General features: G+C 47.0%; 22 protein-coding genes. 13 read left to right on the forward strand and 9 right to left on the reverse strand.

Annotated elements, in window-relative coordinates; translation table 11 throughout:
- Positions 1 to 6: 6 nt before the first annotated feature.
- On the reverse strand, positions 7 to 483 hold the full coding sequence (greB, locus tag AC0KUT_RS14385; RefSeq protein WP_488830967.1) for a transcription elongation factor GreB: 477 nt from the start codon (positions 481 to 483) through the stop codon (positions 7 to 9).
- 290 nt (positions 484 to 773) lie between these two features.
- On the opposite strand from greB, the gene AC0KUT_RS14390 reads away from it, so the two are divergent.
- Complete coding sequence (locus AC0KUT_RS14390; protein WP_488830969.1) at positions 774 to 1,754, forward strand: aldo/keto reductase; 981 nt, start codon at positions 774 to 776, stop codon at positions 1,752 to 1,754.
- Positions 1,755 to 1,864: 110 nt separating this feature from the next.
- Here AC0KUT_RS14390 and AC0KUT_RS14395 read toward each other — a convergent pair whose 3' ends face one another.
- Positions 1,865 to 3,637 (reverse strand): glycosyl hydrolase family 18 protein, encoded by a 1,773-nt coding sequence (locus tag AC0KUT_RS14395; protein ID WP_488830971.1) that lies wholly within the window; start codon positions 3,635 to 3,637, stop codon positions 1,865 to 1,867.
- A gap of 684 nt (positions 3,638 to 4,321) precedes the next feature.
- On the opposite strand from AC0KUT_RS14395, the gene AC0KUT_RS14400 reads away from it, so the two are divergent.
- From AC0KUT_RS14400 to AC0KUT_RS14425, 6 genes are all read left to right on the forward strand, one after another.
- Entirely contained in the window at positions 4,322 to 4,897 is a 576-nt protein-coding gene (locus tag AC0KUT_RS14400; protein ID WP_488830972.1) for a hypothetical protein, read from the forward strand.
- Positions 4,898 to 5,092: 195 nt separating this feature from the next.
- A complete protein-coding gene (locus AC0KUT_RS14405; protein WP_488830974.1) occupies positions 5,093 to 6,406 on the forward strand; it encodes a TolC family protein in 1,314 nt (437 codons plus the stop codon).
- On the forward strand, positions 6,403 to 8,013 hold the full coding sequence (locus tag AC0KUT_RS14410) for an efflux RND transporter periplasmic adaptor subunit (RefSeq protein ID WP_488830975.1): 1,611 nt from the start codon (positions 6,403 to 6,405) through the stop codon (positions 8,011 to 8,013). Before AC0KUT_RS14405 ends, AC0KUT_RS14410 begins: the two co-directional genes overlap by 4 nt.
- Positions 8,006 to 11,161, forward strand: a complete 3,156-nt coding sequence (locus AC0KUT_RS14415) for an efflux RND transporter permease subunit (protein ID WP_488830977.1) — start codon at positions 8,006 to 8,008, stop codon at positions 11,159 to 11,161. The genes AC0KUT_RS14410 and AC0KUT_RS14415 overlap by 8 nt, the downstream gene beginning before the upstream one ends.
- A 273-nt stretch (positions 11,162 to 11,434) precedes the next feature.
- Entirely contained in the window at positions 11,435 to 11,989 is a 555-nt protein-coding gene (locus AC0KUT_RS14420) for an exosortase/archaeosortase family protein (protein WP_488830978.1), read from the forward strand.
- Positions 11,986 to 12,636, forward strand: a complete 651-nt coding sequence (locus tag AC0KUT_RS14425; protein WP_488830980.1) for a hypothetical protein — start codon at positions 11,986 to 11,988, stop codon at positions 12,634 to 12,636. Before AC0KUT_RS14420 ends, AC0KUT_RS14425 begins: the two co-directional genes overlap by 4 nt.
- A 105-nt stretch (positions 12,637 to 12,741) precedes the next feature.
- Here the strand turns inward: AC0KUT_RS14425 and AC0KUT_RS14430 are convergent, their stop codons facing one another.
- From AC0KUT_RS14430 to AC0KUT_RS14440, 3 genes are all read right to left on the reverse strand, one after another.
- A complete protein-coding gene (locus AC0KUT_RS14430; RefSeq protein WP_488830982.1) occupies positions 12,742 to 13,464 on the reverse strand; it encodes a hypothetical protein in 723 nt (240 codons plus the stop codon).
- Positions 13,465 to 13,723: 259 nt separating this feature from the next.
- Positions 13,724 to 14,059 carry a hypothetical protein gene (locus tag AC0KUT_RS14435; protein ID WP_488830983.1) on the reverse strand — a complete coding sequence of 112 codons (336 nt, stop codon included), beginning with the start codon at positions 14,057 to 14,059 and terminating at the stop codon, positions 13,724 to 13,726.
- A 148-nt stretch (positions 14,060 to 14,207) separates the two neighbouring features.
- Positions 14,208 to 14,816, reverse strand: a complete 609-nt coding sequence (locus AC0KUT_RS14440) for a transposase (RefSeq protein ID WP_488830985.1) — start codon at positions 14,814 to 14,816, stop codon at positions 14,208 to 14,210.
- A 140-nt stretch (positions 14,817 to 14,956) separates the two neighbouring features.
- Here AC0KUT_RS14440 and AC0KUT_RS14445 point away from each other — a divergent pair, with 140 nt between their 5' ends.
- The 6 genes from AC0KUT_RS14445 to AC0KUT_RS14470 all read left to right on the forward strand — a co-directional run bounded on the left by AC0KUT_RS14445 (position 14,957) and on the right by AC0KUT_RS14470 (position 21,486).
- Complete coding sequence (locus AC0KUT_RS14445) at positions 14,957 to 15,352, forward strand: DUF3465 domain-containing protein (protein ID WP_488830986.1); 396 nt, start codon at positions 14,957 to 14,959, stop codon at positions 15,350 to 15,352.
- A gap of 257 nt (positions 15,353 to 15,609) precedes the next feature.
- Positions 15,610 to 17,052: an MATE family efflux transporter gene (locus tag AC0KUT_RS14450; RefSeq protein WP_488830988.1), complete on the forward strand. Its 1,443-nt coding sequence runs from the start codon at positions 15,610 to 15,612 to the stop codon at positions 17,050 to 17,052.
- Between the two features lie 35 nt (positions 17,053 to 17,087).
- Positions 17,088 to 17,342 carry a DUF2164 domain-containing protein gene (locus tag AC0KUT_RS14455; RefSeq protein WP_488830989.1) on the forward strand — a complete coding sequence of 85 codons (255 nt, stop codon included), beginning with the start codon at positions 17,088 to 17,090 and terminating at the stop codon, positions 17,340 to 17,342.
- Between the two features lie 77 nt (positions 17,343 to 17,419).
- Positions 17,420 to 18,265, forward strand: coding sequence for an ion transporter (locus AC0KUT_RS14460; RefSeq protein ID WP_488830990.1), 846 nt, complete (start codon positions 17,420 to 17,422; stop codon positions 18,263 to 18,265).
- A gap of 529 nt (positions 18,266 to 18,794) precedes the next feature.
- A complete protein-coding gene (locus AC0KUT_RS14465; RefSeq protein ID WP_488830991.1) occupies positions 18,795 to 19,607 on the forward strand; it encodes a formate/nitrite transporter family protein in 813 nt (270 codons plus the stop codon).
- Between the two features lie 157 nt (positions 19,608 to 19,764).
- Positions 19,765 to 21,486, forward strand: coding sequence for a bifunctional protein-serine/threonine kinase/phosphatase (locus tag AC0KUT_RS14470; RefSeq protein ID WP_488830993.1), 1,722 nt, complete (start codon positions 19,765 to 19,767; stop codon positions 21,484 to 21,486).
- 88 nt (positions 21,487 to 21,574) lie between these two features.
- Here the strand turns inward: AC0KUT_RS14470 and AC0KUT_RS14475 are convergent, their stop codons facing one another.
- The 4 genes from AC0KUT_RS14475 to AC0KUT_RS14490 are packed head-to-tail and all read right to left on the reverse strand — an operon-like array spanning position 21,575 to position 25,000.
- The gene (locus tag AC0KUT_RS14475) at positions 21,575 to 22,615 is read right to left on the reverse strand and encodes a Gfo/Idh/MocA family oxidoreductase (RefSeq protein ID WP_488830994.1); all 1,041 of its coding nucleotides are present in this window, start codon (positions 22,613 to 22,615) and stop codon (positions 21,575 to 21,577) included.
- A gap of 60 nt (positions 22,616 to 22,675) precedes the next feature.
- Complete coding sequence (locus AC0KUT_RS14480; protein WP_488830996.1) at positions 22,676 to 23,137, reverse strand: DUF4442 domain-containing protein; 462 nt, start codon at positions 23,135 to 23,137, stop codon at positions 22,676 to 22,678.
- Between the two features lie 52 nt (positions 23,138 to 23,189).
- Positions 23,190 to 23,978: an ABC transporter ATP-binding protein gene (locus AC0KUT_RS14485; protein WP_488830998.1), complete on the reverse strand. Its 789-nt coding sequence runs from the start codon at positions 23,976 to 23,978 to the stop codon at positions 23,190 to 23,192.
- 2 nt (positions 23,979 to 23,980) lie between these two features.
- Positions 23,981 to 25,000: a FecCD family ABC transporter permease gene (locus AC0KUT_RS14490; protein WP_488831000.1), complete on the reverse strand. Its 1,020-nt coding sequence runs from the start codon at positions 24,998 to 25,000 to the stop codon at positions 23,981 to 23,983.
- Between the last annotated feature and the right edge of the window lie 4 nt (positions 25,001 to 25,004).

Genomic DNA, 25,004 nt, shown 5'->3' on the forward strand with positions numbered 1-25,004 from the left:
CAACACCTAATTTTTTTGGTACTCAATTGCAGTTACGTACCACACAAACTCACCCGCCTCGGTTTTCACCACCGCTTCATCGTCTATTTCTTTCTTCAAAAGTGCGCGCGCCATCGGCGAGTCTATGGAGATGTAGTCTTTCGTATTAAAAATTTCGTCGTAACCTACGATGCGAAAGCGCTTTTTTTCGCCGTCGTCATTTTCAATTTCCACCCAAGCGCCAAAAAAAACTTTTCCCTCTTGCACGGGAGAATAATCCACCACCTTGATATCTTCGATGGTTTTGCGCAAATAACGCACACGCCGATCAATTTCACGCAGGCGTTTTTTATTGTATTGATAATCAGCATTTTCGCTGCGATCGCCCAAGCTGGCGGCCCAAGAGACCTTGGCTGTGGTATCCGGGCGCTCAACACGCCAAAGATGGTCCAATTCAGCTTTCAGCGCATCAAAACCCGCGCGGGTAATTAAAGGAGTTTTCATAGTTGCACATCTTTCTTCTAGCAAAAAACACCAAGGATTAAGAGTAATCACGATATTAGTAACGCACAAAACTCAACTTTTACGGCTACAGACTGCATTTGCCCTTTAACTATGATTCAAGCCACTTAACAATTCTTCTCAAACTTGGGCGCCACAAAAAGTTAAACTGCACGGCTAAATACACGGGTGTGTACAGGGCCTTTATTGTTCACACAATAGTCTCACTCCATCCATCAAACGAACACGCAAACGAACGAATACACACATTAAACAATCAAACAGAGGCACACATGAAACTACGCACACTCGGTAAAAGTGGCTATCAGCTATCTGAAGTCGGCCTAGGTTGCTGGCAATTAGGTGGCGATTTTGGCCCCATAGAGTCTGAGCGCGCAACGGCTGTACTCGCCGCTGCCGACGCTTCCGCGATCAACTTTTGGGATACTGCTGATGTGTATGGCGGCGGCCTCAGCGAGCAACGCCTTGGCGACTACACCAACGCTCATCCAGCAGCGCGCATTATAGCCACCAAAGTTGGGCGTGCGGGTGACTTGTTCCCGAACCAATACACCAAAGCCAAGGTGCAGGCGAACTTAGCCGCGTCGGCCCAGCGTTTAGGGGTAGAAGCCTTAGATTTGGCTCAGCTTCACTGCGTGCCTACCGACGTACTCAAAGCGGGCGATCTACTTGGCTGGATGGAAGATTTTCAACAGGCGGGGCTCATCAAGCATTTTGGCGTGAGTGTAGAAACCATGGACGAAGCACTCTTCGCGGTTACTCACCCCAAGCTCACTTCAATACAAACTATTTTTAATATCTTTCGCCAAGATCACATCAGTGAATTATTCCCACTCGCACAGCAACACAATGTAGGCATCATAGTGCGCCTACCGCTCGCCAGCGGCGTACTCTCCGGCAAAATGACCAAAGAGCATCAATTTGCCGCAACTGACCACCGCAACTTCAATAAAGACGGCGCCTGTTTTAGCGTTGGGGAAACCTTTGCGGGCATACCTTTCCCTATGGCAGTTGATTTTGCCGATGAGCTATCAAAGCACTTACCGAATGGTATGAGTTTGGCGCAGATGGCCATGCGCTGGATTCTCGATCAACCTGCAGTAAGCAGCGTTATCACTGGCGCCAGCAAACCTGAACAAGTACGCGAAAATGCTGCCGCGAGCGAGCTGCCTGCACTGTCTGCCGAGCTTCACCGCACGCTTAGCGCTTTTTATGCTGATAAAGTAAAAGCTACTATTCGCGGTGTGATGTAAATATCAAGCCAAAAAAAGCGGTGCACAAAATAATAAAACTATTTTGGCACCGCAAAGCAAGGAGCTGTATGTTGCAACTTCAGCAAAAGCTCCAACAAATTTCTTAGGGATTAACGCACATTATTCAACACCCGAATTAACTCGCCGTCGGCGGTGTCACCGCTCAACTCCCAAAAGAAAGTACCACCCAAGTTTTGTTGATTGACGTAATCCATTTTTCCACTCAAAGATGCAGGGGTATCGAAACTCCACCACTCACTCCCACATTTTGCATAGGCAGTACCCGCAAAACTATTCGCTGTGGGGCATTTAGCTTTAAGAATTTTATAGTCCTCAATACCCGCCTCTACTGAACCTATAGCAGCACCCGTTGCAGAACCCCCTGGAGCCGTTTGGGTGACCCCTGCCCAGCCACGGCCATAGAAGCCTACACCCAGTAACAACTTACTCTTAGGTACGCCTTTCGCCTGCAACAACTGCAATGCATTGTCTGAATAATTCCCGGCAACAGGAATACCGGCAAAGTCATAGAGTGCAGAGTGTGGAGCCGTTGGGCCGGTTTTATCCCAAGCGCCAAAAAAGTCATAGGTCATAGGCATATAGAAATCGACATACTGTGCAGCACCCGCATAGTCTGCGGCATTTATTTTTGCAGCGCCCGCACCTATCGCCGATGTCACCAGTGCATTAGCACCAAAACGTGTGCGCAACGCTTGCATCAAATTTTTGTAGCTAGAAAACCCACTCGTGTCGCATACCAAACCACACTCATTCGGATATTCCCAATCGATGTCGATACCATCAAACACATCTGCCCAACGTGGGTCTTCCACCAAGTTGTAACAAGATTCTGCAAACGCAGTAGGATTTTGTGCCGCTTGTGTGAACCCACCCGACCATGTCCAACCACCGAATGACCACACCACTTTTAGACCGGGATGCATCGCTTTCAAACGACGCAGCTGTCCGAAACTGCCGCGCACATTGGTCGACTCCCAAGAGTCTGCGACACCATCAACACTTTCAGCCGCAGAATAGGCGCGATCGAAATCCGCATAAGAATCCCCCACGATACACTGCCCGTTTTTAACATTGCCGAAGGCGTAAACTATATGAGTCAACACATTGGCCGAACCGCTCGTTTCAATATTTTTAACATGATAGTTACGCGCATACACGCCCCACTCGGCAAAGTAGCCTACTACCTTTTTCCCACTCAAGGACGGCACAGAACTTGAGGCTAAAGATGAACGGCTTAATGAACTCGCCACTGAACTGTTAGCCACTGAACTTTTAGCAGCCGAACTGGGTGCAATTGAACTAGCAGCACTGCTCGGCTTTATTGAAGAAGCAACAGCAGACGATAAGGATGCAGCCCCGCAACTACCAAGATTCAACCACTCACCATCAGGCCCAGAATACATAGCGGGATGGTGCCCCTGAGACCACCACTTAGCTTGATACTTCACCCCGTCCGCAGCAACTTGCATTCCCGTAGTGTAAACACCAGAACTTGTCCAACCACTTAAGCCACCACAACCCGCAACAGCAGAAGAAACAGCAACTGAACTTGCTTTTGAACTTGGCGCAGCACTCGCAACCACAAGAGAAGATGCACTCGACATAGCAGAGGTTGCCGTGCAGGAACCTAAACTACTCCATGCCGACTCCCACGCCCAACCCGTTCCTGGCGCATAGGCGCCACCTTGCGAGCACCAGCCGCCAACACTGCAGCTATAGGCAACACCCACATTTTTTGTAATCGCACCTGTCGCATAAGTGGTGCCAGATTGATAAGCAGCAACTCCGCCACATTCATAAGCCTGCACCTGATGTGCAAGCAGCCCTGCACATAACATCATAATTGCACTAAAGGTTTTCATTGTGTTTCCTTATAGAATCTTTTTTATCGATAAAGCCATTACATAAAAAATGTAGTGGCACGCCAGTAAAGACCAACAGAAGCCTAAACCTCTGGATTCCTTGCAAAACACGGCTGTTCCATCGCGCATATTATTAATTCCCTAGCAATCTTTTTATTAATGCTCTAGCAATCTTTAATATTTTTTAGGCAATAAAAATACCGTCCAACTGAATTGGAATTTTCATTAGTATCACAACATTGAATAACAGCTACTTACTGTTACGAAATAAGAAAAAATCTTAAAAGGGAGTCAGAAGGTTATTTCTCACATACCCTTTAAAATAAACGGTGCAGATTTTTAAATGAAAAATTTAATAGCGAAAAATATTATTAAGAATACCTGCCAGCTAAAATTAATTAGCTCGAAAAAAACTGCCTCATACAAAGCTTTCACAGTTAACGAGCAGTGAAAATATACCCAACAGGACAACGTTGTCAACCGTGAGGTTTAAAAAAGGTAGTCAGCCATTGTAATTTGTCGATTGAGTAGCAATTCTACCCAACCCAGCACTAAAACCTAAAAATGCAGGTAGCACTAATCAACCCCCAGCTAGATGCGGCAGGCGCACCAGCGCCCTATAAAGGTTAAATGCATGCAAAGGAAGCACGTAAAGAAAGCACGTAAAGATAGAGCCTATATCTCTTGGCATATTCGGTTATACTCACGCCTATGCGCCGCTATCCAATGGTTTTTATTCTGCTCTTGAGTTTTGTGCTGCCCCTACAAGCGGTGGCAGATACACTTCTGTCCAATCTTGTCTGCCCCATGATGCTCGCAACAGAATCAATCACATTAAACGCCGCGCAAACTCAACATCAGACTCACAACCAAGCCCGTAATCAAAAAATAGCCAGCACCAAGATGCAGCACGACATGGCCGCTATGGATAAAATACCCAGCCAAGTTAAGATGCACGGTGATAAAAAAATGCCGCGCATGAAATGCTGTCCAGAGACTACTAGCCTTCAGGCTAATAATTCCTCGCACCAAAATGCAAATCAAAGCGCAGATCAAGACACAGACAGCAACGCTCCAGCAAATCATGATTGCCCGCAAATGAAATGCTGCCACCTGTGTAAAACCAGCATCCAAGCCTTTATTTATATTGCCCCAGACTTTATTGCACCGCGCACTATGGCGTTAGTGCCCAGTATGAACTCACCTTTCTTTACCAGTTTCAACCCAAATGCCGTTTGGCGCCCTCCCATCACCGCCTAATACACGAAAACGCACAACAGCTGTTACCTCTGAATAAAATTTATTCGGTTCAACCACTGTTGCTTATTTCTTGAATTATCGATGACTCACACCATTTATGTTTCGATTTTTCATCATCTGAAATAGTTTTTCGAATTATTAGGAGTGGACTATGGGTCCTCGCACTCATGATTGCCTTGGGCAAAAAAAAAAATAATGCGCACAAGCGCAATCAGCTTATTACTTTGGGCTACCCCCAGTTATGCAGACCTAAGCTTTAACCAAGCGCTCAGTATTGCCCTGCAAACAGCACCCGAGCTGCAGGCCAGTGCCGCGCAGCTTGACGCAGCACAACAGAATGCAATACCCGCCGGCGCCCTGCCCGACCCAAAACTCGCGGTCGGCATCAATAATATGCCCGTAGAGGGCGACAATCGTTTTAGCACCTCGGCCGATTTTATGACCATGCGTCAAATCGGCGTGATGCAAGAATTCCCCAATCGCGCTAAACGTCGCGCACGCCAAGCAGAAGCCAATAGCGAGATAGACTTAGCCGCCATCAATGTGCAACTAGACACACGTCAAATCCTAAGCCTCACCGCACAAAGTTGGATACAACTACGCGCACTCGAACAGCAACTCGTCGTCCTCGAACAGCTCGATAAAGAAAATAACCTGCTCACCAAAACCCATGAAGCCAGCCACACCGGCAAACAAAGCATGGTGATGGACACCCTCATACCCGAAGAAGAAAACGCACGCTTGCAAGAGCGGCGCGATGAACTGCCACGCTTGCACAGCCGCGCCCGCGCCCAACTGCAGCGCTGGTTAGGTGATGCAGCACTGCAACCGCTAAGTGGCCGCGCGCCAGAATGGCCCTTAAACCTCAGCGACCTGGAACACTCACTGGCACAAAACCCTGAATTTTTACGCTACGAACCCATGACCCAAAAGCTAGACGCGCAAGTAGCCGCAGCGCGCGCCGCCAAGCGCCCCGACTGGGGAGTAGAAGTGATGTATGGCGCACGCGGTTATCCCGCAGAAGATATGCTCTCGCTCAAATTCACGGTGGACCTACCGGTCTTCACCCGCAGCCGCCAAAACCCGCGCATAGCTGCAAGCGTTGCGGAGCGCGCCGCTATCGACAGTGAGCGCGATGTAAAACTACGCAACCTTAAAGCGGAACTCATCAGCGACTACGCCGACTACCAACAATTAGCACGCGCCTATTCGCGCCAGCGCGATACCTTTCTGCCGCTCGCGGATAAAAAAATTGCGCTTATTCAAGCGGCTTGGCAAGGCAACAACGGCATGGGGCTAACGGATGTGATTCATGCGCGCCAAGCACGCTTGGAAGCGCAATTAAAATTAATACAACTCGGCGCTGCACAGGATCAAATCGCCGCGCAAATTTATTTTCGCTACAGCATTCAAAAAGCAGAAATAGCGCAACTCAAACAAAACACCGCCATTGAAAATAATAATAATTCTACTAACGAATACACGCCTAGCCGCGAGGTAACACCATGAGCACTATCGATAATCTTGCCCATCAACATCAACACAAACGCCCAAGCCTGACGCTTTTTGTCGGCGCACTCTTACTGCTCGCGAGTGGGGTCTTAATCGGGTATTTATTTACGAACAAAAGTCACAGCGACTCGCCCTCAGCACCCTTAAACAGCAAAACCGAAACAACAGAAAAGAAAGTGCTCTACTGGTACGACCCCATGGTGCCCAGTCAACATTTTGATAAGCCTGGACCATCGCCTTTTATGGATATGGAGCTGGTACCTAAATACGCAGCTGAACATCAAAACGACACTCAGCAAGATAGCGCACAAAGCCTCAATATAGACCCGCGCATTACCCACAACCTCGGCATGCGTTTAACCCAAGTAGAAACCATTCCACTCGCGCGCACCCTCAGCCTTACGGGCACACTGCGCCCCAATGAACGCACGCAAGCCATAGTGCAACTGCGCAGCGCGGGCTTTGTTGAAAAAGTCTGGCCCCTCGCCGCAGGCGATACCCTTGAGCAAGGCCAAGCCATAGCCGCGTTTTTAATTCCCGAATGGGCCAGCGCCCAATACGAATATCTCGCGGTAAAATCCACGGGCGATCACCACCTAACCGCCGCCGCAAAAATTCGCCTCGAATTACTCGGCATGCCCAACACCAGTATCAGTGCCCTCGAAAAAACTGAAAAAGTACAAACTACGTTTATTGTGCGCGCACCTATCAGCGGCGTTATAGATTCACTCGATGTAAAAACCGGCATGACGTTTACCAGTGGCCAAACCTTGGCACGTATCAATAATTTAGACAGCCTCTGGCTGGACGCGGCAATTCCTGAAGCGCAACTTCACGGCATAACAGAACCACTCGCAGCAGGCACAAGCGCGAGTTTTTTTAGCGCAGACCAAACACAGATCATCGCAACCGGAACCCTCGACACCCTGCTCCCCAACATCGATGCCAACACCCGAAGCAGCACTGCACGCATTCTCATCGACAACAGCGCTGGGATACTTAAACCCGGCGCCAGTGGCCGAGTGGATTTATCCATAACCGATGCCGCTCATACCACTGGCCTCGCGCTCGCCAGCGAAGCCATCATTCGCAGCGGCCAACAAGCCATGGTGTTGCTGGCAGATGGCCCCGGTAAGTTTCGCCCAGTAAACATAAAAATAGGTCACGAAATACAAGACAAAACAGTCGTGCTGAGTGGACTCAGCGCGGGCCAAGAGGTGGTCGCCAGCGCTCAATTTATTTTAGATTCAGAAGCCTCAATGCTCGGCCTACGCGCTCAAGCATTAGCCGCAGCACCCGAGCTGCATCGCGCAACCGGTAAAATTTTAGGCATAGCCGATCAAAAAATTCGCATAGATCACAGCGAATTTATCGCGCAAAAAGATCAACGTATTTCAATGGATGCTATGACCATGCGCTTCCGTTTAGAATCGCCACAGCTCGCTGCCCAGTTACATGCTGGCGACAATGTGAATATAAGTGCGCGCATTGATGAAGAGGGCTACTGGATAATTGTCGCGCTCGAAAAAATACAGCCAGCAAGTCACAACGCACACAAAACAGCAAACCCAAATGCACAAGATAAGGAGCATCAGCATGATTAAGCACATCATTCGCTGGTCTATCAGCAACCGCTTACTGGTACTGCTCGCCACGATCTTTATCAGCGGCTGGGGAATTTATTCAACAAAAAATACGCCCATAGATGCACTGCCCGATCTATCCGACGTGCAAGTAATTATTCGCACCAGCTTTCCTGGGCAAGCACCGCAGCTGGTGGAAAATCAAGTGACCTATCCGCTCGCCAGCAAAATGCTCTCAGTGCCCGGCGCAAAAACCGTGCGCGGCTACTCCATGTTTGGCGATAGCTACGTCTATGTTTTATTTGAAGATGGCACCGACCTTTATTGGGCACGCTCGCGGGTATTGGAATATCTCAGCCAAATACAAACCCAATTGCCGCCCAGCGCCAAAGCCGCACTGGGGCCGGACGCCACCGGCGTAGGGTGGATTTTTCAATACGCCTTGGTTGACCGCAGCGGCCAGCACGATCTCGCACAATTGCGCAGCCTGCAAGATTGGTTTTTACGCTACGAATTAGCACCGCTAAAAAATGTGGCAGAAGTCGCTGCCATCGGCGGCATGGTGCAGCAATACCAAGTCGTGCTCGACCCCATAAAACTCGCCAGCCAAAACCTCACCCACGGGCAAGTAGTCGCCGCCATTCAACAAGCCAATCAGGAAACCGGCGGCAGTGTGGTAGAACTGGGCGAAACAGAATTTATGGTGCGCGCCAAAGGCTACCTCACCAGCCTCGACGATTTTCGCCAAATCCCGCTCAAGTTAGCGGGCACAGTTCCCGTCACACTTAGCGCTGTTGCACAGGTACGTTTGGGCCCAGAAATTCGCCGCGGCATTGCCGATCTAGACGGAGAAGGGGAAGTTGTCGGCGGTGTAGTAATACTGCGCTCGGGCGGCAATGCCCGCGAAACCATTGCCGCGGTTAAAACAAAATTAGCACACTTAAAACACAGCCTACCCGCCGGTGTAGACATAGTCACCACCTACGACCGCAGTGAATTAATTGATCGCGCCGTGAGTAACCTCAGCCACAAACTGCTCGAAGAATTTATTGTGGTTGCGCTCGTTTGCGCCATTTTTCTCTGGCACCTACGCTCTGCCCTCGTCGCTATTATTTCACTGCCACTCGGAGTGCTCATGGCCTTTGTGGTCATGCAACACCAAGGCATAAATGCCAACATCATGTCCCTCGGCGGCATCGCCATCGCCATAGGCGCCATGGTAGACGCGGCCATTGTGATGATTGAAAACGCCCACAAACATATAGAGCGCTGGCAACACTCACACCCTACAGAAACCTTAAGCGGCGATACTCGCTGGCGCGTCATCAGTGAGGCTGCCTGCGAAGTGGGCCCCGCATTATTTTTTTCGCTGTTAATTATTACGCTGTCATTTATCCCCGTATTCACCCTAGAAGCACAAGAAGGGCGACTCTTTGGCCCCCTCGCCTTCACCAAAACCTACGCCATGGCCGCCGCTGCCGGTTTAGCCATCACCCTCGTACCCGTATTAATGGGCTTATGGATTCGCGGCAAAATTCCCGCAGAAAATGCCAACCCTATAAACCGCTGGCTCATTAGCAGTTACAAACCCTTGCTCGCACAAACCCAGCGCCACCCCAAAATAACCCTCGCGTTCGCCTGCGTATTAACACTCAGCACGGCTTGGCCCATCATGCATTTAGGGGGGGAATTTTTACCGCCGCTCGACGAAGGTGATTTACTTTACATGCCCAGTGCACTGCCAGGTTTATCCGCACAAGCCGCGAGCGATTTATTACAACGCAGCGACCGCCTCATTAAAAGCGTACCTGAAGTTGCACGCGTATTTGGTAAAGCGGGGCGCAGTGTCAGCGCCACCGACCCCGCGCCACTGGAAATGTTTGAAACAACCATTCAATTTAAACCGCGCGTACAATGGCGCCCCGGTATGACGCCCAAAAAATTAATCGCAGAATTAGATGCCGCAGTGCAAATACCCGGCCTCGCCAATATTTGGATTCCACCCATTCGCAATCGCATCGACATGCTCGCCACCGGCATTAAAAGCCCTATAGGCATAAAAATCGCAGGAGATTCCTTAACTCAAATCGACACAGTTGCACTCGCCATAGAAAAAATAGCCAAAGCAACCCCCGGTGTTTCCTCCGCACTTGCCGAGCGCTTAACTGGCGGGCGCTATCTGGATATAGACTTTGATCGCGCCGCCCTCGCCCGTTACGGCATGAGCATGAACCAAGCGCAATCCATCGTTAGCAGTTTAATTGGCGGTGAAAATATTGGCGAAGTGACCGACACCAAAACCCAAGGCCGCGCGCGCTACCCAATTAACCTGCGCTACCCCAAAGACTGGCGCAGCAGCATTGAGCAACTGCGCAATCTCCCCATAGTCACCAGCGGCGGTAGCCAAATTAGCCTCAACACCTTGGCGAGCATCAATATCACCACTGGCCCAAGCATGATTAAAAGTGAAAATGCGCGCACCAATGGCTGGATTTATATCGATGTACGCGAGCGCGATCTCGCCTCCACCGTAGCCGACCTGCGCGCACGCATTAATGAAACCGTGCAACTACCTGCAGGCATTAGTATAAGTTTTGCTGGCCAATTTGAATTTATGGAACGCGCCAACGCACGCCTACAATGGTTAGTGCCCGCCACTCTCGCCATTATTTTTGTCTTACTATTTTTAACGTTTAATTCATTAAGCGAAGCACTTCTCATCATGCTCAGCCTCCCCTTCGCCCTCACCGGCGGCCTGTGGTTGCTCTACCTTATGGGCTACAACTTCTCCATAGCCAGCGGCGTGGGCTTCATTGCACTCGCAGGTGTATCAGCAGAATTCGGCGTCATAATGCTGCTCTATTTAAAACAAGCGCTGCACAAACACGCCGAAATAAAACCCCTGACTCACAACGACATCATCACCGCAATAGAAGAAGGCGCAGTGCAACGTATTCGCCCAAAAATAATGACCGTCGCCGTGATAATCGCAGGGTTAATACCTATACTATGGGGCGATGGCACCGGCTCAGAAATCATGAGCCGCATCGCCGTCCCCATGATCGGCGGTATGCTCAGCGCACCGCTGCTATCGCTTTTTGTATTACCTGCGGCTTATTTGTTAATGCATAAACAAGCACCTAATAAAACGCAATATCAAACCAAATAGAGGCCACGCCAAACACGTTTTAAAACACTGGGGTTTAACCTCCCACTCACCCAATGAGATTAGCTATCAGGCAAAACTGTCGCCGCGACTGTCATTTCTGGATATTTTAAAAAATGGTGACTTTTCTGAATAAATTCAATGGTGGGGATCAGTAAAAGATATTCTCGAATGATGTTCACCCTCATTCTCTTTATTCTTTATACTGTAATCAACGCAATAAAGCATATAAACCCCCTATAAATTAACATGACCCTGCATTTAAAGAGAGCATCAATGCAATTAAATAGAATTTACGCTGGCCACTTTCTTCTCTATTTATTGATTGGCTTTGTGATATTAAGACTCGCCAGTACAGAAATACTAATTGATGACTTATGCTTGGTACTTGCCAAAACAATTGCATGGCTGTTATCGACGATTGATAGCGGCGTGGCTCGCCATGGAGCTGTAGTCCTGCGTAATACTTGGGGCTACGCGCTTGAGATCACCAGAGACTGTAGTGCTCTGACCTACTGGGTAACTTTAGTCGCTGCAATACTTGCAACACCTATAACTATGGCACAGCGTTTACTAGCTATGGTCGCAGCAATATTTTTTATACAAATAATAAATGTATTTCGCCTTATATCCCTACTCTATATAAAAGTTGCACTCCCCCTTCCCCTTTTTAACAGTATTCACGAACAGGCATGGCCCTTAATAATGGGGTTTCTTACTGTCTGCTTTTTTGTGGTATGGATTCGGCACCATGAATTTTTACTTTCTAAAGAACAAAGCAGTAATGCAGCTCTATCAGCGGGTTCAATTAGTGAGGTTAATCATTTGTGAAAAAGAGTAAGAACCTAAAATTGTGGATTGTAGCTTTATTATTAATGCCTGCATTTTTACTGTGGAAAATAACAGGCAGTTACCTATTTTTACCTATTGTAGGTGCGGTAACGGAAAGCTGGGTAAACATGCATTATTCAAAACTAACGCCAAGTATAAATTACAGTGAAGCTAATCGAACCTGGGAAATTAAAACTAGTTTATTTCAAGCCGAAAAACCTTGGTCCAATAATGCTTACTCACCTAACTTACATGTTACCGGCTTCACATTTATATCCATAGGGCATATGAGTGGGGCCACTTTAGGACTGCCATTATTTTGGGCCTTTATAGCTGTTTATTCGCTGCAAAAACTGAAGGATGGGCTGATAGGGACTGCCGTTATTTTAGCGCTTATTTGCACAACAATAATATTACATGCTGAGATTAATATTATCACTGCACTTAATGGCGATTCGCTACTTCGAACATTTAAAGATCCCTATATTTTTACGCCACATAAACCCGCACTGGAGTGGCTCTGGCTATTAAAACCATTAAGAGACTTAAGCGCTATTTTTGCGCTGTTAGTGGCGCCCATCCTATTGTGCTATTACTTTAGTACTAGAGAGAAATTAGGGGGATTAATTAAAGGCGGGATGTTCTGATATATTTTTAAGGAGGTGAAGATATGCTGTTATATCTTCTGAACCCCCAACTTTTGGGGGCTAGCTTTCAAAGCCGACAATTAGCGCTTTCCATGGAACTATAAATTACCAATCTATTCCCAATGCAGAGCTAGTCACTCCGCCGGCCACCCGTAGTAGAGGTGAAAGAACGTAAACTGAGCGTGCATCTGCTGCCATAGTCGAATCAGCCCATCTTCTTCTCACTTGCGGGCTTTCACCTACTCGACACCCAGTGCCCAGATTAGTACCCAATTTCGCATTAACCCCCGTACCATCGCCGTTGCCTGTGGCTGCCATTCCCAACTCATCAAAACCAGTATAAACATATTGTGGCGCAACATTACCACTTTCATCTAAATCTATGGGGGCAAGCAGATCTGTACCAGTAGCGCCATTATTGCCGTTACTGGTGCCGTCAAACATGTCATCACGGCTATTGGCTACTAATACTCCTGCGGTGGTGTATATAGGGCGATTGGTAACGTTGCTCCAAGCACCAGAGGCCTGTACGGTGTTAACAATTGGACCTGCGCCATTTGCCTGATGAATGTAAAGTGCCTTCCAGCCAGTTACGCCATTGGTTTGAGTCCCCGCCGCTGCCGCGCTAGTCGCCAGAGTGTCGATATTGGTCGGGTCTAAGTCATAACAAGCATTGATAGTTGTGCTGGTGGTAAATATGACAAAAAATGTATCTCCAGGACTCAGCCCGGCGGGCACTAAACCTGCAGGAGCGGTAATTTGAGACATAGCTGAATTACCGAAACAGAAACCTAGACTTAGGAGTAGTAACTGCATAGGACGGGACATCTTGAAAACCTCTTAGAGTTAGTAAGTTTTGTTAGCCTAGCAGGCTATGTAAGTTTTGCTATATATATTATTAGTTGTTAGAACCATTTTAACCAATACCTAGCGCCGCCACCCACCGCAGCCGGTACCTTTAAAAGTGGGGAGGCTGCATATACCTTGTTGGTTTCGGTGTTACTCTGGGATGCCGCATAATTCCAAGTGCTGTTTGCTGAATCGCAAACCTCGTGGAGAACAATAACCTCACCCAGCTCGCGGGTGGTCACTGCGTCGCCCGCACTGACCAGACCTCATTGCTTGCGCCGCAGACATTAGTACCGGCTTCGCCGTACATAATGGCGCGATCTAGGGTGACATAAAATATGTCGGCACTGTTATCCGCTACCTTGTCGCCATTTAAATTATAAATAGAGTCCGAGGCATCAGCAGTAAATAGGCTAATGAATTGTGTGTCGTCATTTAAGGTGGCTACCAAAGCTTTCCAAGTGATACTCGCATCGCTGGCCTCCTTTGCTGCGGACAGGTCTATAGCGGTATTCACATGGGTATCGTAGGTGGCGGCATTGGGATTAACTGCGTCAATTTTAGTGGAGGTCACAAAAAATAATATAATAGTTGGCCCCAGATGTTAGTCCGGCGGCAATCATTGCAGCTGGAGCGTTGATAGCCGAAGGTGGAAGCGCCATAGCGAAACTGGAGAAGCATAAAATAGAAGCAATTATAATTACTTTAAAAAAGATAACAATTCAGCAAATAAAGCTGGCAGGGGGTTTTGCAGTTTCTAGGCGGCAATCTTCTACGTTAAACCCTGACTTGATAATTTTAAAATAAACCTCAATGCGCCAGCGAAGGCAATACCATTTTAGTTTTTCACTGGCTTCAGAAAATGAGCGTGTCGGTATGTTAGTGCAAAGCATCCATTCAATAGCACTAACATTTTTAGGCGGATTTATTTCCTTGATATAGATCACATAGACAGTTAAGTCTGTAGGTGTGCTTCTTAAGTCTTTATTATTTCTAGGTGGTAAAACGGATATTTCTCCAACTCGAATGATACACTTGTCTATTCGCTTGGGGCAGCTTCCATTTTTTGGCACTACAATTTCTGCATTACCGACAACCTTTTGTTGTTTCATGAAGTCCCATAGTAACTCGCCAGTTGTTTCAGAATGAATTGCTGACCTATTGATTTTTCTGTTGTGAGATGCTCGAACTAAATATTGAGTTTCCAATTCTTCTGCAAGATGACAGAGATCATAGATGTCGACCTCCCTATCCGCAACAGTGACCACTCCATGTAGGACTTTGCCCCATAAGTACACGCCCACACTAGGCACACTAAAGCGCTGCATCATTATGCAATTAAAAAGTGTGCAACAATATTAAAATGGCAGGTTTCGAAATTGATGGAAGCAAGCTACACTGGGTCAAGCTACATACTCATGCAATGCGGTAACCCATCTCAATGCAATAGGTATTTTTAGGCAGAAACTTTATGAAAAAAATCATTCTTTCTTTATGTATCTGTTTTTTGCTCTCTGTAAAGTTTTGTTGGGGCGACGATTCATCGATTGCGGATTTGTACCAAACCCATCGAAGCGATGTTCAGGTATCAGGGGCTGGTGTCGTTATTAAGGTTTTGCCCGATGATATTGATGGGAGTCGTCACCAACGATTTATTTTGCAGCTTGAAAGTGGGCATACATTATTGGTGGCCCATAATATTGATCTGGCACCCCGGCTAGACCCTTTAGCCGTGACGGAAAGGGTAGAGTTTTATGGTGAGTATGAATGGAGCGCTAAGGGTGGCGTTATCCACTGGACTCACCGAGACCCCAATAATAGGCATGTTGGTGGCTGGTTGCGTTATAACGGTGAGAAGTACGAATGATTATCTAATTAGGCGCTGAACGGCCTAGCGTTAACATGACTCAAGGTAACTAGATCAACCTCAATACCCAAGACTGATGGCCCATCCAATAATTTTTTTGATTTGAATGCGTGCCCAGCCAGCTTGTTTTATGTGCTAGCTATGCAATGCAGTGCGCTCAATGGCAAAAACGACACACCACGGCTCCAATCCCTTTGGTTGAATAGGTTATAGTAAGCACTCTGCCGCCAAGGCATAACTTACCCCTAGAGATACTCGTGGAACCGCACCAACACACCCCTCTTGATATTCAGCCCCAAATCGTAACGCCCGCCCAACCGCAAGGCTTGATTGCACGCACGTTGCACGAATGGAAAACACTGGCGATTTTAGGTGCGCCGATTTTGATTGCGCAATTGGCACAAATGGCAAATGGCGTGATAGATACCGTAATGGCCGGCCATGCCAGCGCGCGCGATTTGGCCGCTGTAGGTATAGGTACAGGTGTTTGGGGGCCGGTATTACTGTTTTTTATTGGCACACTTAGTTCTTTGCAGCCTATTATTTCAGGCCAGCGCGGCGCTAATAATCATAGCCAAATTATGCCAACCACCTGGCAGGGAATTTATATAGCGCTGGTGGGATCGGTGCTGATGATCGCGATTCTCACGCACCTTTTCCCGCTACTCATACTGCTCAAACTAGATTTACAAACTGCTGAGATTGCGCAAGGTTATCTAAATGCATTCGCGTGGGGTGTTCCCGCACTGCTGTTACTAACGGCACTGCGCGGCCTAACCGATGGCTTAGGCCATACTCGCGTTATTATGGTGTTTTCTCTATTAAGCACCGCATTAAACTTGCCGCTCAATTATATTTTTATCTTTGGCTACGAATTTGGCGACCTGTTGAGTATTAAAGCCATGGGCGGCATTGGCTGCGGCTGGGCGACTGCACTGTCAAATTGGGGTGCACTTCTGGCATTGCTCGCCTATTTGCATCGCAATAAAGCCTATGCTCGCCTGCATTTAATAGGCGACTGGGTAAAACCTGATATCTACATTATTAAACAAGTATTAGGGCTTGGTTTGCCCATCGGGTTGGCGATGTTTGTAGAAGTAAGCATGTTTTGCATGATCGCGCTCTTTCTCTCGCCACTCGGGCCCAATGTGATTGCAGGGCATCAAATTGTACTCAATGCTACCTCACTCTTGTTTATGGCCCCTTTAAGCTTAGGTATGGCACTCACACTACGTGTTAGCTATCTTGTAGGTGCACAGGATTTTATCGCCGCGCGTCTCCTTGCGCGCAGCTCGCTATTGCTGGCATTAGGTCTTTCCTGCATCAGCGCGCCCATCTTATTTTTTGGGCGCGAACTGATTGCGAGCTTTTATACAACTGATCCTGCCGTGTTGGCAATCGCGATACAGCTGTTTATGCTTTGTGCAATTTTTCAAGTGGTCGATGTTATTCAAGTTACTATGATTAATGTTTTACGCGGCTATCAAGACACAAAGATACCCATGTTGATTATGCTGTTTTCTTTTTGGGGAATTTGCCTGCCGTTGGGCTTTGTGTTGACATTTTCATCGTGGATTGCAGCACCTATGGGCGCTGCAGGATTTTGGACGGCGCTTATAGTAGGCTTAAGTTGCGCCGCCATTCTGCTGACGACACGTATGTTTCGCTTTAAAATGCTGGTCATTCATCAACCAGCCTAAGACTTTCTCATTCATCGCGTAGTGAAAACTTTATTATGGCCAAAATTGAATTCTCAAAAACAGAAAAAGACCTCATCAGTTTTAAGCTGCAAAAATACTGCAGTAAAGAGCTGGACCATGAACTTGGTCAGTTTGATGCGGAGTTTTTACTGGATTTCATTACTCAGGAAATCGGAGCCTATTATTACAATCGAGGCTTACAAGATGCGCAGGCACTGTTTGCAGGCAAGATGGCAGACATTGCCGATGCAATTTATGAAATCGAACAGCCTACAGATTTTGTGCGTTAGACATACTGCGTGTATTACACCCATAGATTCATTGTTTGACGACCTTCAATCATCTAGATGCTTCACTAGGAACTGCTATGAATGAACCCTCTTCGCCTAAAAAAACCAACAATAAATTACGCGAGCAGCTGTACGATATTATTTTTGGCACCGAGACCCCCGCAGGAAAACTCTTCGATATAGTGCTTATTTATTTCATCATCCTCAGCGTAGGTTTGTTGATGCTGGACTCAGTTGCAGGTGTTCGTCTTCGCCTTGGCGAGTATATGGGTTACTTAGAATGGTTTTTCACCATTGTTTTTACCATGGAATACATAACGCGCGTTTACTGCTCACCGAACCGCTGGTCATATATTCGCAGCTTTTATGGTGTCATAGATTTACTTTCAACCCTCCCATCCTATTTGAGCCTATTTATACCCGGTGCTAATTACCTGTTGATTTTCCGTTTGCTGCGGGTGCTGCGTATATTTCGGGTGCTTAAATTGGTGCGCTATTTAACAGAAGCTAATAGTCTAATTCGCACCATGTATCAAATTAGACGAAAAATTATTGTATTCTTTTTTGTGGTGTTAAACCTCGCGGTGATATTTGGCTCCCTCATGTTTATTGTCGAAGGGCCAGACAACGGTTTTACCAGTATTCCTAAAAGTATTTATTGGACCATAGTAACTATTACCACTGTCGGCTATGGCGATATAACGCCGCACACTATACTCGGGCAAATTATCGCCTCACTCGCCATGCTTACGGGCTACTCTATTATTGCGGTGCCAACGGGCATATTTACGGCTGAACTTGCGCATGAAATGTCGCGCGAGCGCAATCTCATTTTTTGCCCAAACTGCGGCAAACAAGGCCACGATAAAATTGCACACTATTGCGATCGCTGCGGCAGCAAAGTAAATCACTATCATGAGTGACTTCCCACATAGATAGCGAATTACAGGCGCCACGTTAAAGATAGGGATGCACGCCTCACCTAAAATTTTTGGCTTCAGAAGATAATGCCTCGCCGCTCGCGACCTACTGAGCCCAGGAATAAACCTAAGCTTTACTTTTCAAATACCTATTTAACATTCAAGCCAAATCTTAATATCTCCCCAACAGCACAAAAATCTCTCAGATCAAACTCTAGAACTCGCAGTATCTATAATTGCACCATTTAAATACATTTTTGTGCACACTCCTAGGTGAGGCCTGCACCAAAATAAAGTTTTTTTGATACAGAAAAACCTCGTGGCGCACTATTTTGATAACGCTGGTCACCAAAACCGACCAAAAAAATGCACTGAAAATTTCAAACATTATTACAAGCTCATTAAATAGCGCTAAATAGCCGTCGGATTAATATTTTTTAAATATGGGTACGCTTATTGCCTTATTAAAAATGCCCCAAGAGTATATTGCTCTGTAGTGAGCTAACCCCAAAAAATATTGAGAGAGCATACTATGTCCTATTTAATTCCATCAGAATTTGCGACAAAAATGGTGGACTCCGGTGAGTCCAAAGTTTTCATGTCAACGCGAGACACGCTAATCCGCGCTTACATGGCAGGTGCAATTTTGGCATTAGCTGCTGTTTTCGCAGTTACTATTGCCGTCCAAACTGGCATATTTTTACTCGGCGCCATTCTATTTCCCGTCGGTTTTTGTATGCTCTACCTAATGGGCTTTGACTTGCTAACCGGCGTGTTTGTACTTGTTCCCCTTGCCCTGCTCGATAAGCGCCCAGGCGTTACCATGAAGGGATTATTACGCAATTGGGGTTTGGTTTTTTTAGGTAATTTTGGCGGCGCACTGACAGTTGCCTTTATGATGGCGTTTGTTTTCACCTATGGCTTTAATACCGACCCAGGCCCTGTAGGAGTGAAAATTGCCGGTATAGGTGAGTCGCGTACTGTAGGCTATGCCCAATATGGTTTTGATGGTTGGGTCACTATCTTTATTCGCGGCATGCTGTGCAACTGGATGGTTTCTCTCGGTGTGGTCGGCGCCATGATTTCCACTACCGTAAGCGGTAAAGTAATCGCCATGTGGATGCCCATATTTCTCTTTTTCTTTATGGGCTTTGAGCACTCAGTAGTAAATATGTTTCTGTTTCCTTTCGGTATTATTATGGGTGGAAACTTTTCTGTTGCAGATTATTTTATCTGGAATGAAATCCCCACAGCTTTAGGCAATCTAGTAGGTGGCCTCGCATTCACAGGCCTCACACTCTATAGCACTCATGTAAAAACAGCGCCAAAACGCAGCATTTCTTAATTTTCAAAAAAACACCTCGGCAGCCGTCTGCCGAGGTGTTGTTATATAAAGCTGGTAGTGTTATTGGTTAGACAATTCGAAACCTGCCTCCTTAAAACTCACATTGAAAACACTTTATAATTCTAACGATATTAATTAGCCACACAGGCAATACCTCATGGCTCAACATTTAAAGCTCAGTATTAGCCAATACTCCGATAAGGGCCGCAAGGAAATCAACCAAGATTTTCATGGTATTAGCATTCCCCATGAGCCGCAGTTAAGTGCCAAGGGTATAGCCATAGCACTGGCGGATGGTATTAGTAGCAGTAGCGTTAGCCAAATCGCCAGTGAGACAGCCATTAAAAGTTTTTTAAGTGACTACTTTTGCACCTCTGAAGCGTGGTCAGTAAAAAAATCAGCACATCAGGTATTGCAAGCCACAAATTCATGGCTTTATTCACTGACACAGCAGAGTGATTTTAGATACGACAAAAATAAAGGCTATGTATGCACACTGAGTGCGCTTATTTTTAAATCGACTCATGCACATATTCTTCATGTAGGCGACGCACGCATCTATCGCCTACGCAGCAACAATCTCGAACAGTTTACACTCGATCATCGTCATTGGGTGTCGCAGGAAGAATCCTATCTCAGTCGCGCACTCGGCATAGAAACGCAATTAGATATTGATTACCAATGCCTCGAGCTAGCAGTCGATGATATATTTCTGTTAGCAACCGATGGTGTTTATGAGTTTCTTGATCAGCAATTTATACTAGATGCCATTCATCAACATGCAGACGACTTTGAAGCAGCAGCAAAATTTTTAGTGATGAGCGCCTATGAAAAAGGCAGTGATGACAACCTCACCGCGCAACTAGTGCGTGTTGATGAATTACCCGAACAGACAACACAAGAACTATATCAGCAACTTACGGAGCTGCCCTTCCCGCCCCCCTTAGAAGCGCGCAATACGTTTGATGGCTACCAAATCGTACGCCAAGTACATTCCACTAGCCGCAGTCATGTCTACCTCGCTCAGGACAGCGAAACCCATGAGCAGGTTATTATTAAAACGCCATCCATCGATTTGCGTACAGACCCAGCCTACCTGGAACGTTTTCTGTTAGAGGAGTGGATAGCGCGAAGACTTAATAGTCCCTATGTGCTCAAGCCCTGTGCGCAAACACGCAAACGCAATTTCACCTATGTGGTTACAGAGTATATTGAGGGGCAAACACTCAGCCAATGGATGATTGACAACCCTAAGCCTGATATGGAAACAGTGCGTGGCATAGTCGAACAAATTGTAAAGGGCCTGCATGCGTTTCATCGCATGGAAATGCTCCACCAAGATTTACGCCCCGAAAATATTATGATAGATACCACGGGGACAGTAAAAATTATCGACTTTGGCGCTACCCGTGTAGCAGGTATATTGGAGATAAGTACACCGATTGAACGCACAGATTTACTCGGCACCGCGCAGTACACAGCACCGGAATATTTTTTGGGTGAAAGCGGAACACCTTACTCTGATATGTTTTCTCTTGCAGTCATTACCTATCAAATGCTGAGCGGCAAGCTCCCCTACGGCACTCAAGTTGCGCAGGCGCGCACTAAAGCTGCACAAAATCGTTTAGTTTATCAGTCGGTTTTAAATGAAGAGCGCGAAATACCGGTGTGGATTGATGAGGTGCTGCGCAAAGCCTTGCACCCTAATCCTTATAAACGCTATGCAGAATTATCCGAATTTATTTATGACTTGCGCCACCCCAATATAACCTTCCTGAACAAAAGTCGCCCACCACTTATAGAGCGCAACCCAGTATTATTTTGGAAATCAGTTTCTTTGGGGTTAAGTTTGATTATTGTTTGGCTGTTAGCGCGCTAAAAAAGGCACCCAGCCTAACACCAACTCTCTCGATAACTTTTTCAACAGTCTGCTAACTAGATTTAATCAATAGTCTGTTAGCTAGATTTTAATCAATAGTCACTAGACGCCCCTGAGCCGCACTGATTTCAGCGGACAAGAGCATTTGTACTCCCAACAACGATTTCTCAGGTAAAAATTCCAGCGCGGTTTTTTGCTGAATAGCTGCAACAATATTTTGATAGTAGTATTCATAGCAGCCGCGACTACCTGACTGTATCTTACGTTTAGTTTCAGTATCTGTGTGGTAATGAATAACGGCGTAATTATCCTGCTTTGGTTGCGCCCAAGTGTCCATACCCGGCAAGGTGCCGCTCATCAGTTGCGCTTCTTGCACATCCTGCCCAAATTTCAAAAAAGAACCTTTATCACCATGAATACTGATGGTAGCGCCCTTCTCACTGACATAGGTGCTAGAGCGTAATGTGACACGTATATCGGCGTAATGAAAACACACATTGAAGTAATCCGTGCTGCCCTCGGTGCGGCGCAGACTGCGCATATCAGCATAAACCGCTTGCGGCTTTCCAAACAGACAAAGCATCGAATCCACCATGTGAATACCTAGGTCAAACCAAGTGCCGGCTCCTGGTAAGTTGTCTTCTTTCCAGCGTTTATGGGTGACGTTATTTCTATAGCGATCATAATGCCACTCCACTTCTACTATGCGCCCAAGCACACCGGAATTGATCACCGCTTGCGCATCGAGATGGTCGCTTTCTAAACGTTTATTTTGAAACACCGAAAGAATTTTTTGTTGCTGTTGTGCTAAAGCAATGAGCTCTTCGCCTTCCTGTAAACTTAGAGTGAAAGGTTTTTCTACCACCACATGCTTACCTGCCATTAACGCAGCGCGCGCCATAGGATAGTGAAGCGCATTTGGGGTATTAACTACTACCAAGTCTATTGCAGGATTGTTAATAATGTCTTCGAAAGTATTCGCAATTGTAATCTGTGGATAATCATCTAAGGCGTTAGTCGCACTGCGCTGCAAAACCGTATGCAATGTTAAGTCTGGGTTAGCGCTTATAAGCGGGGCGTGAAATACTTTACTGGACATACCATAAGAACAGAGTGCGACATTTAACATTAGAATACCTTACATATTTAGCTAATTCGTTTTGGCTGCAAATCGAACAGCAGAGTGAATTCAACCTAGCGTACGCGCGCGCGGTTTGAGTTTTATATATACACGGCGTTTTACTTGCGCCACCAGCTGGTCGTGATCATCTTTAATATTGACAGTGAATTCAGGAATATATTTTTCTCCCAACGCCGTGCGCGTGCGAATATCATCGAGTGTTTCTTGAGTTAAGAGAAATTGTGCATGTACGTGGGTTTTACCCGGCGCGATATAATTAATTTCGGCGTGCTTGTCCCACACATAATAATCGCGCCCGAGATTCTCCATTAACATGGTCATATACCATGGGTCTGTCATAGACATAAGACTGCCACCGTATTGCACACCAAATATATTGCGACTATAAAAACGCAGCTTGAGTGTGACCTGCACCTCGCGATAGTCCGGTGTTATCAGGGTTGCTTTGATGCCAGAAAATAATAAGGGCGGCCAAAGATTAGCCAAGACTCGAAACAAACCTGCTTTCATTTTTTCACTCTGGTGCGTGCTTACAAAAATTAATGACTAACTGTACACATAACTACAACACACGCTTGCGTGGAATAATCACTACACCTTCTTCACGACAATCCACATAGGCGCTAATACCGTACACCTGCTCTAAATTTTCATTGGTGAGCACCGCCACAGGTTCTCCATCGGCAATAATTTCACCTTTGTGCAGCAAAATTAAGCGCGAGCAAAAGCGCGCGGCCAAACTTAAATCGTGTAACGCTGCCATCACTGCACCGCCCTTTTGGGCATGCTCGGCAAGCAACTCCATCATGTGTAATTGATGATAGGGATCAAGTGCTGCTATAGGTTCATCCGCAAGAATAATTTGGGGTTCGCCTGCAAACACGCGCGCGAGCAGTGCGCGCTGCAATTCACCGCCGGATAAGGTTGTCACATTGCGCTGCCGCAAGTGTGTCAACTCGGTGAGTTCGAGGGCGCGTGCTATAGCGGCGCGATCCTGTGCCGATTTTCCGCTCATGGGTGTATGCCAAGGTGCGCGCCCCAACCCAACCAAATGTTCCAGTTGCAGTGGCCACGCAGGTGTTTCTTGCTGAGCTAAGTAAGCGAGAAGACGCGCGCGTGCCGCAGGGCTGTACTGATCGAGCAACTGTTCTTGCTCTGCATCACGCAATAGCACTTGCCCACTATCGGCCAACTGCAAACCTGCTAACAAACGCAAAAGAGAGCTTTTACCCGCGCCATTGGGGCCAATTAAACCGACTATTTCCCCTGCACCAAAGCACAGGCTGGCGTTATTTAATATACGCGTACCATCGCGTGTAAAGCAGATATGTTGTGCGGATAGCTGCACCATGGTTACACCCACCGCGAACGCGTTTTTAAAATTAATAATAAAAAGAAAGGACCGCCAACCAGTGATGTGACGACACCTAATTTTAATTCGCGCGCTACATTTATTTCACGCACTAAAATATCAGCCAACACTAAAAGTAGTGCACCGCCCAGTGCGCTTACCAACATTAAACGCCCAGGCCTATAGCCCACTAAAGGGCGCATTAAATGTGGGACGACCAAGCCGATAAAACCAATACTGCCACTCACCGCTACACAGGCGCCTACGCTTAAAGCGATTCCCACCAACAAAATACCGCGCTCGCGCTGATGGCGAAAACCGAGGGAGCGCGCTGTTTCCTCACCCAAACTCAAGGCATCAAGAAAACGACTACGACTGAGCATCAGCAACCAACCCACAACCGCAAAAGGCAACGCAATATACAGATGATCAAAATGACGATTAGCAAGTGAGCCCATTAACCAGAACACAATTTCCTGCATGGCATAAAGGCTCGGCGCAAAATTCAAGGCGACAGAAATCATTGCGCCCGTAATCGCATTGATCGCTACACCCGCTAAAATAAGTGCGAGCATACTCGCGTTCATACCCGCCAAAAGATAGACCAGTAATAGCGACACCAGCGCACCGCCAATAGCCGCAACGGGCAACCAGTACCAAGCGCTGGCGGCCATACCAAAATACAATATGGTAACTGCGCCAAAAGCCGCACCGCTACTTACCCCCAATACACCTGGGTCTGCCAGTGGATTGCGCAGCAAACCCTGCATAGCAGCGCCAGCCATACCTAGGGTAGCGCCAATAATTAAGGCCAATAACAACCGTGGCAAACGAATTTGTCCAACTACCGTTGCCTCCAAACTCGCTTCGCCATGCCAAAGATCTGTTAAGGCCTTCAGCAGTGATAGCTCAGCCGCGCCAGTATTGAGCGCCATGACCGAGGCCCCTACAATAGAGACCAAGAGCCCGATTACCAATGCCCCAATGGATAACTGTAAACGCACTTGCTTATTTCCTTTCATAAAA

The sequence above is a fragment of the Cellvibrio sp. 25HG11W-0 genome (assembly GCF_057815475.1).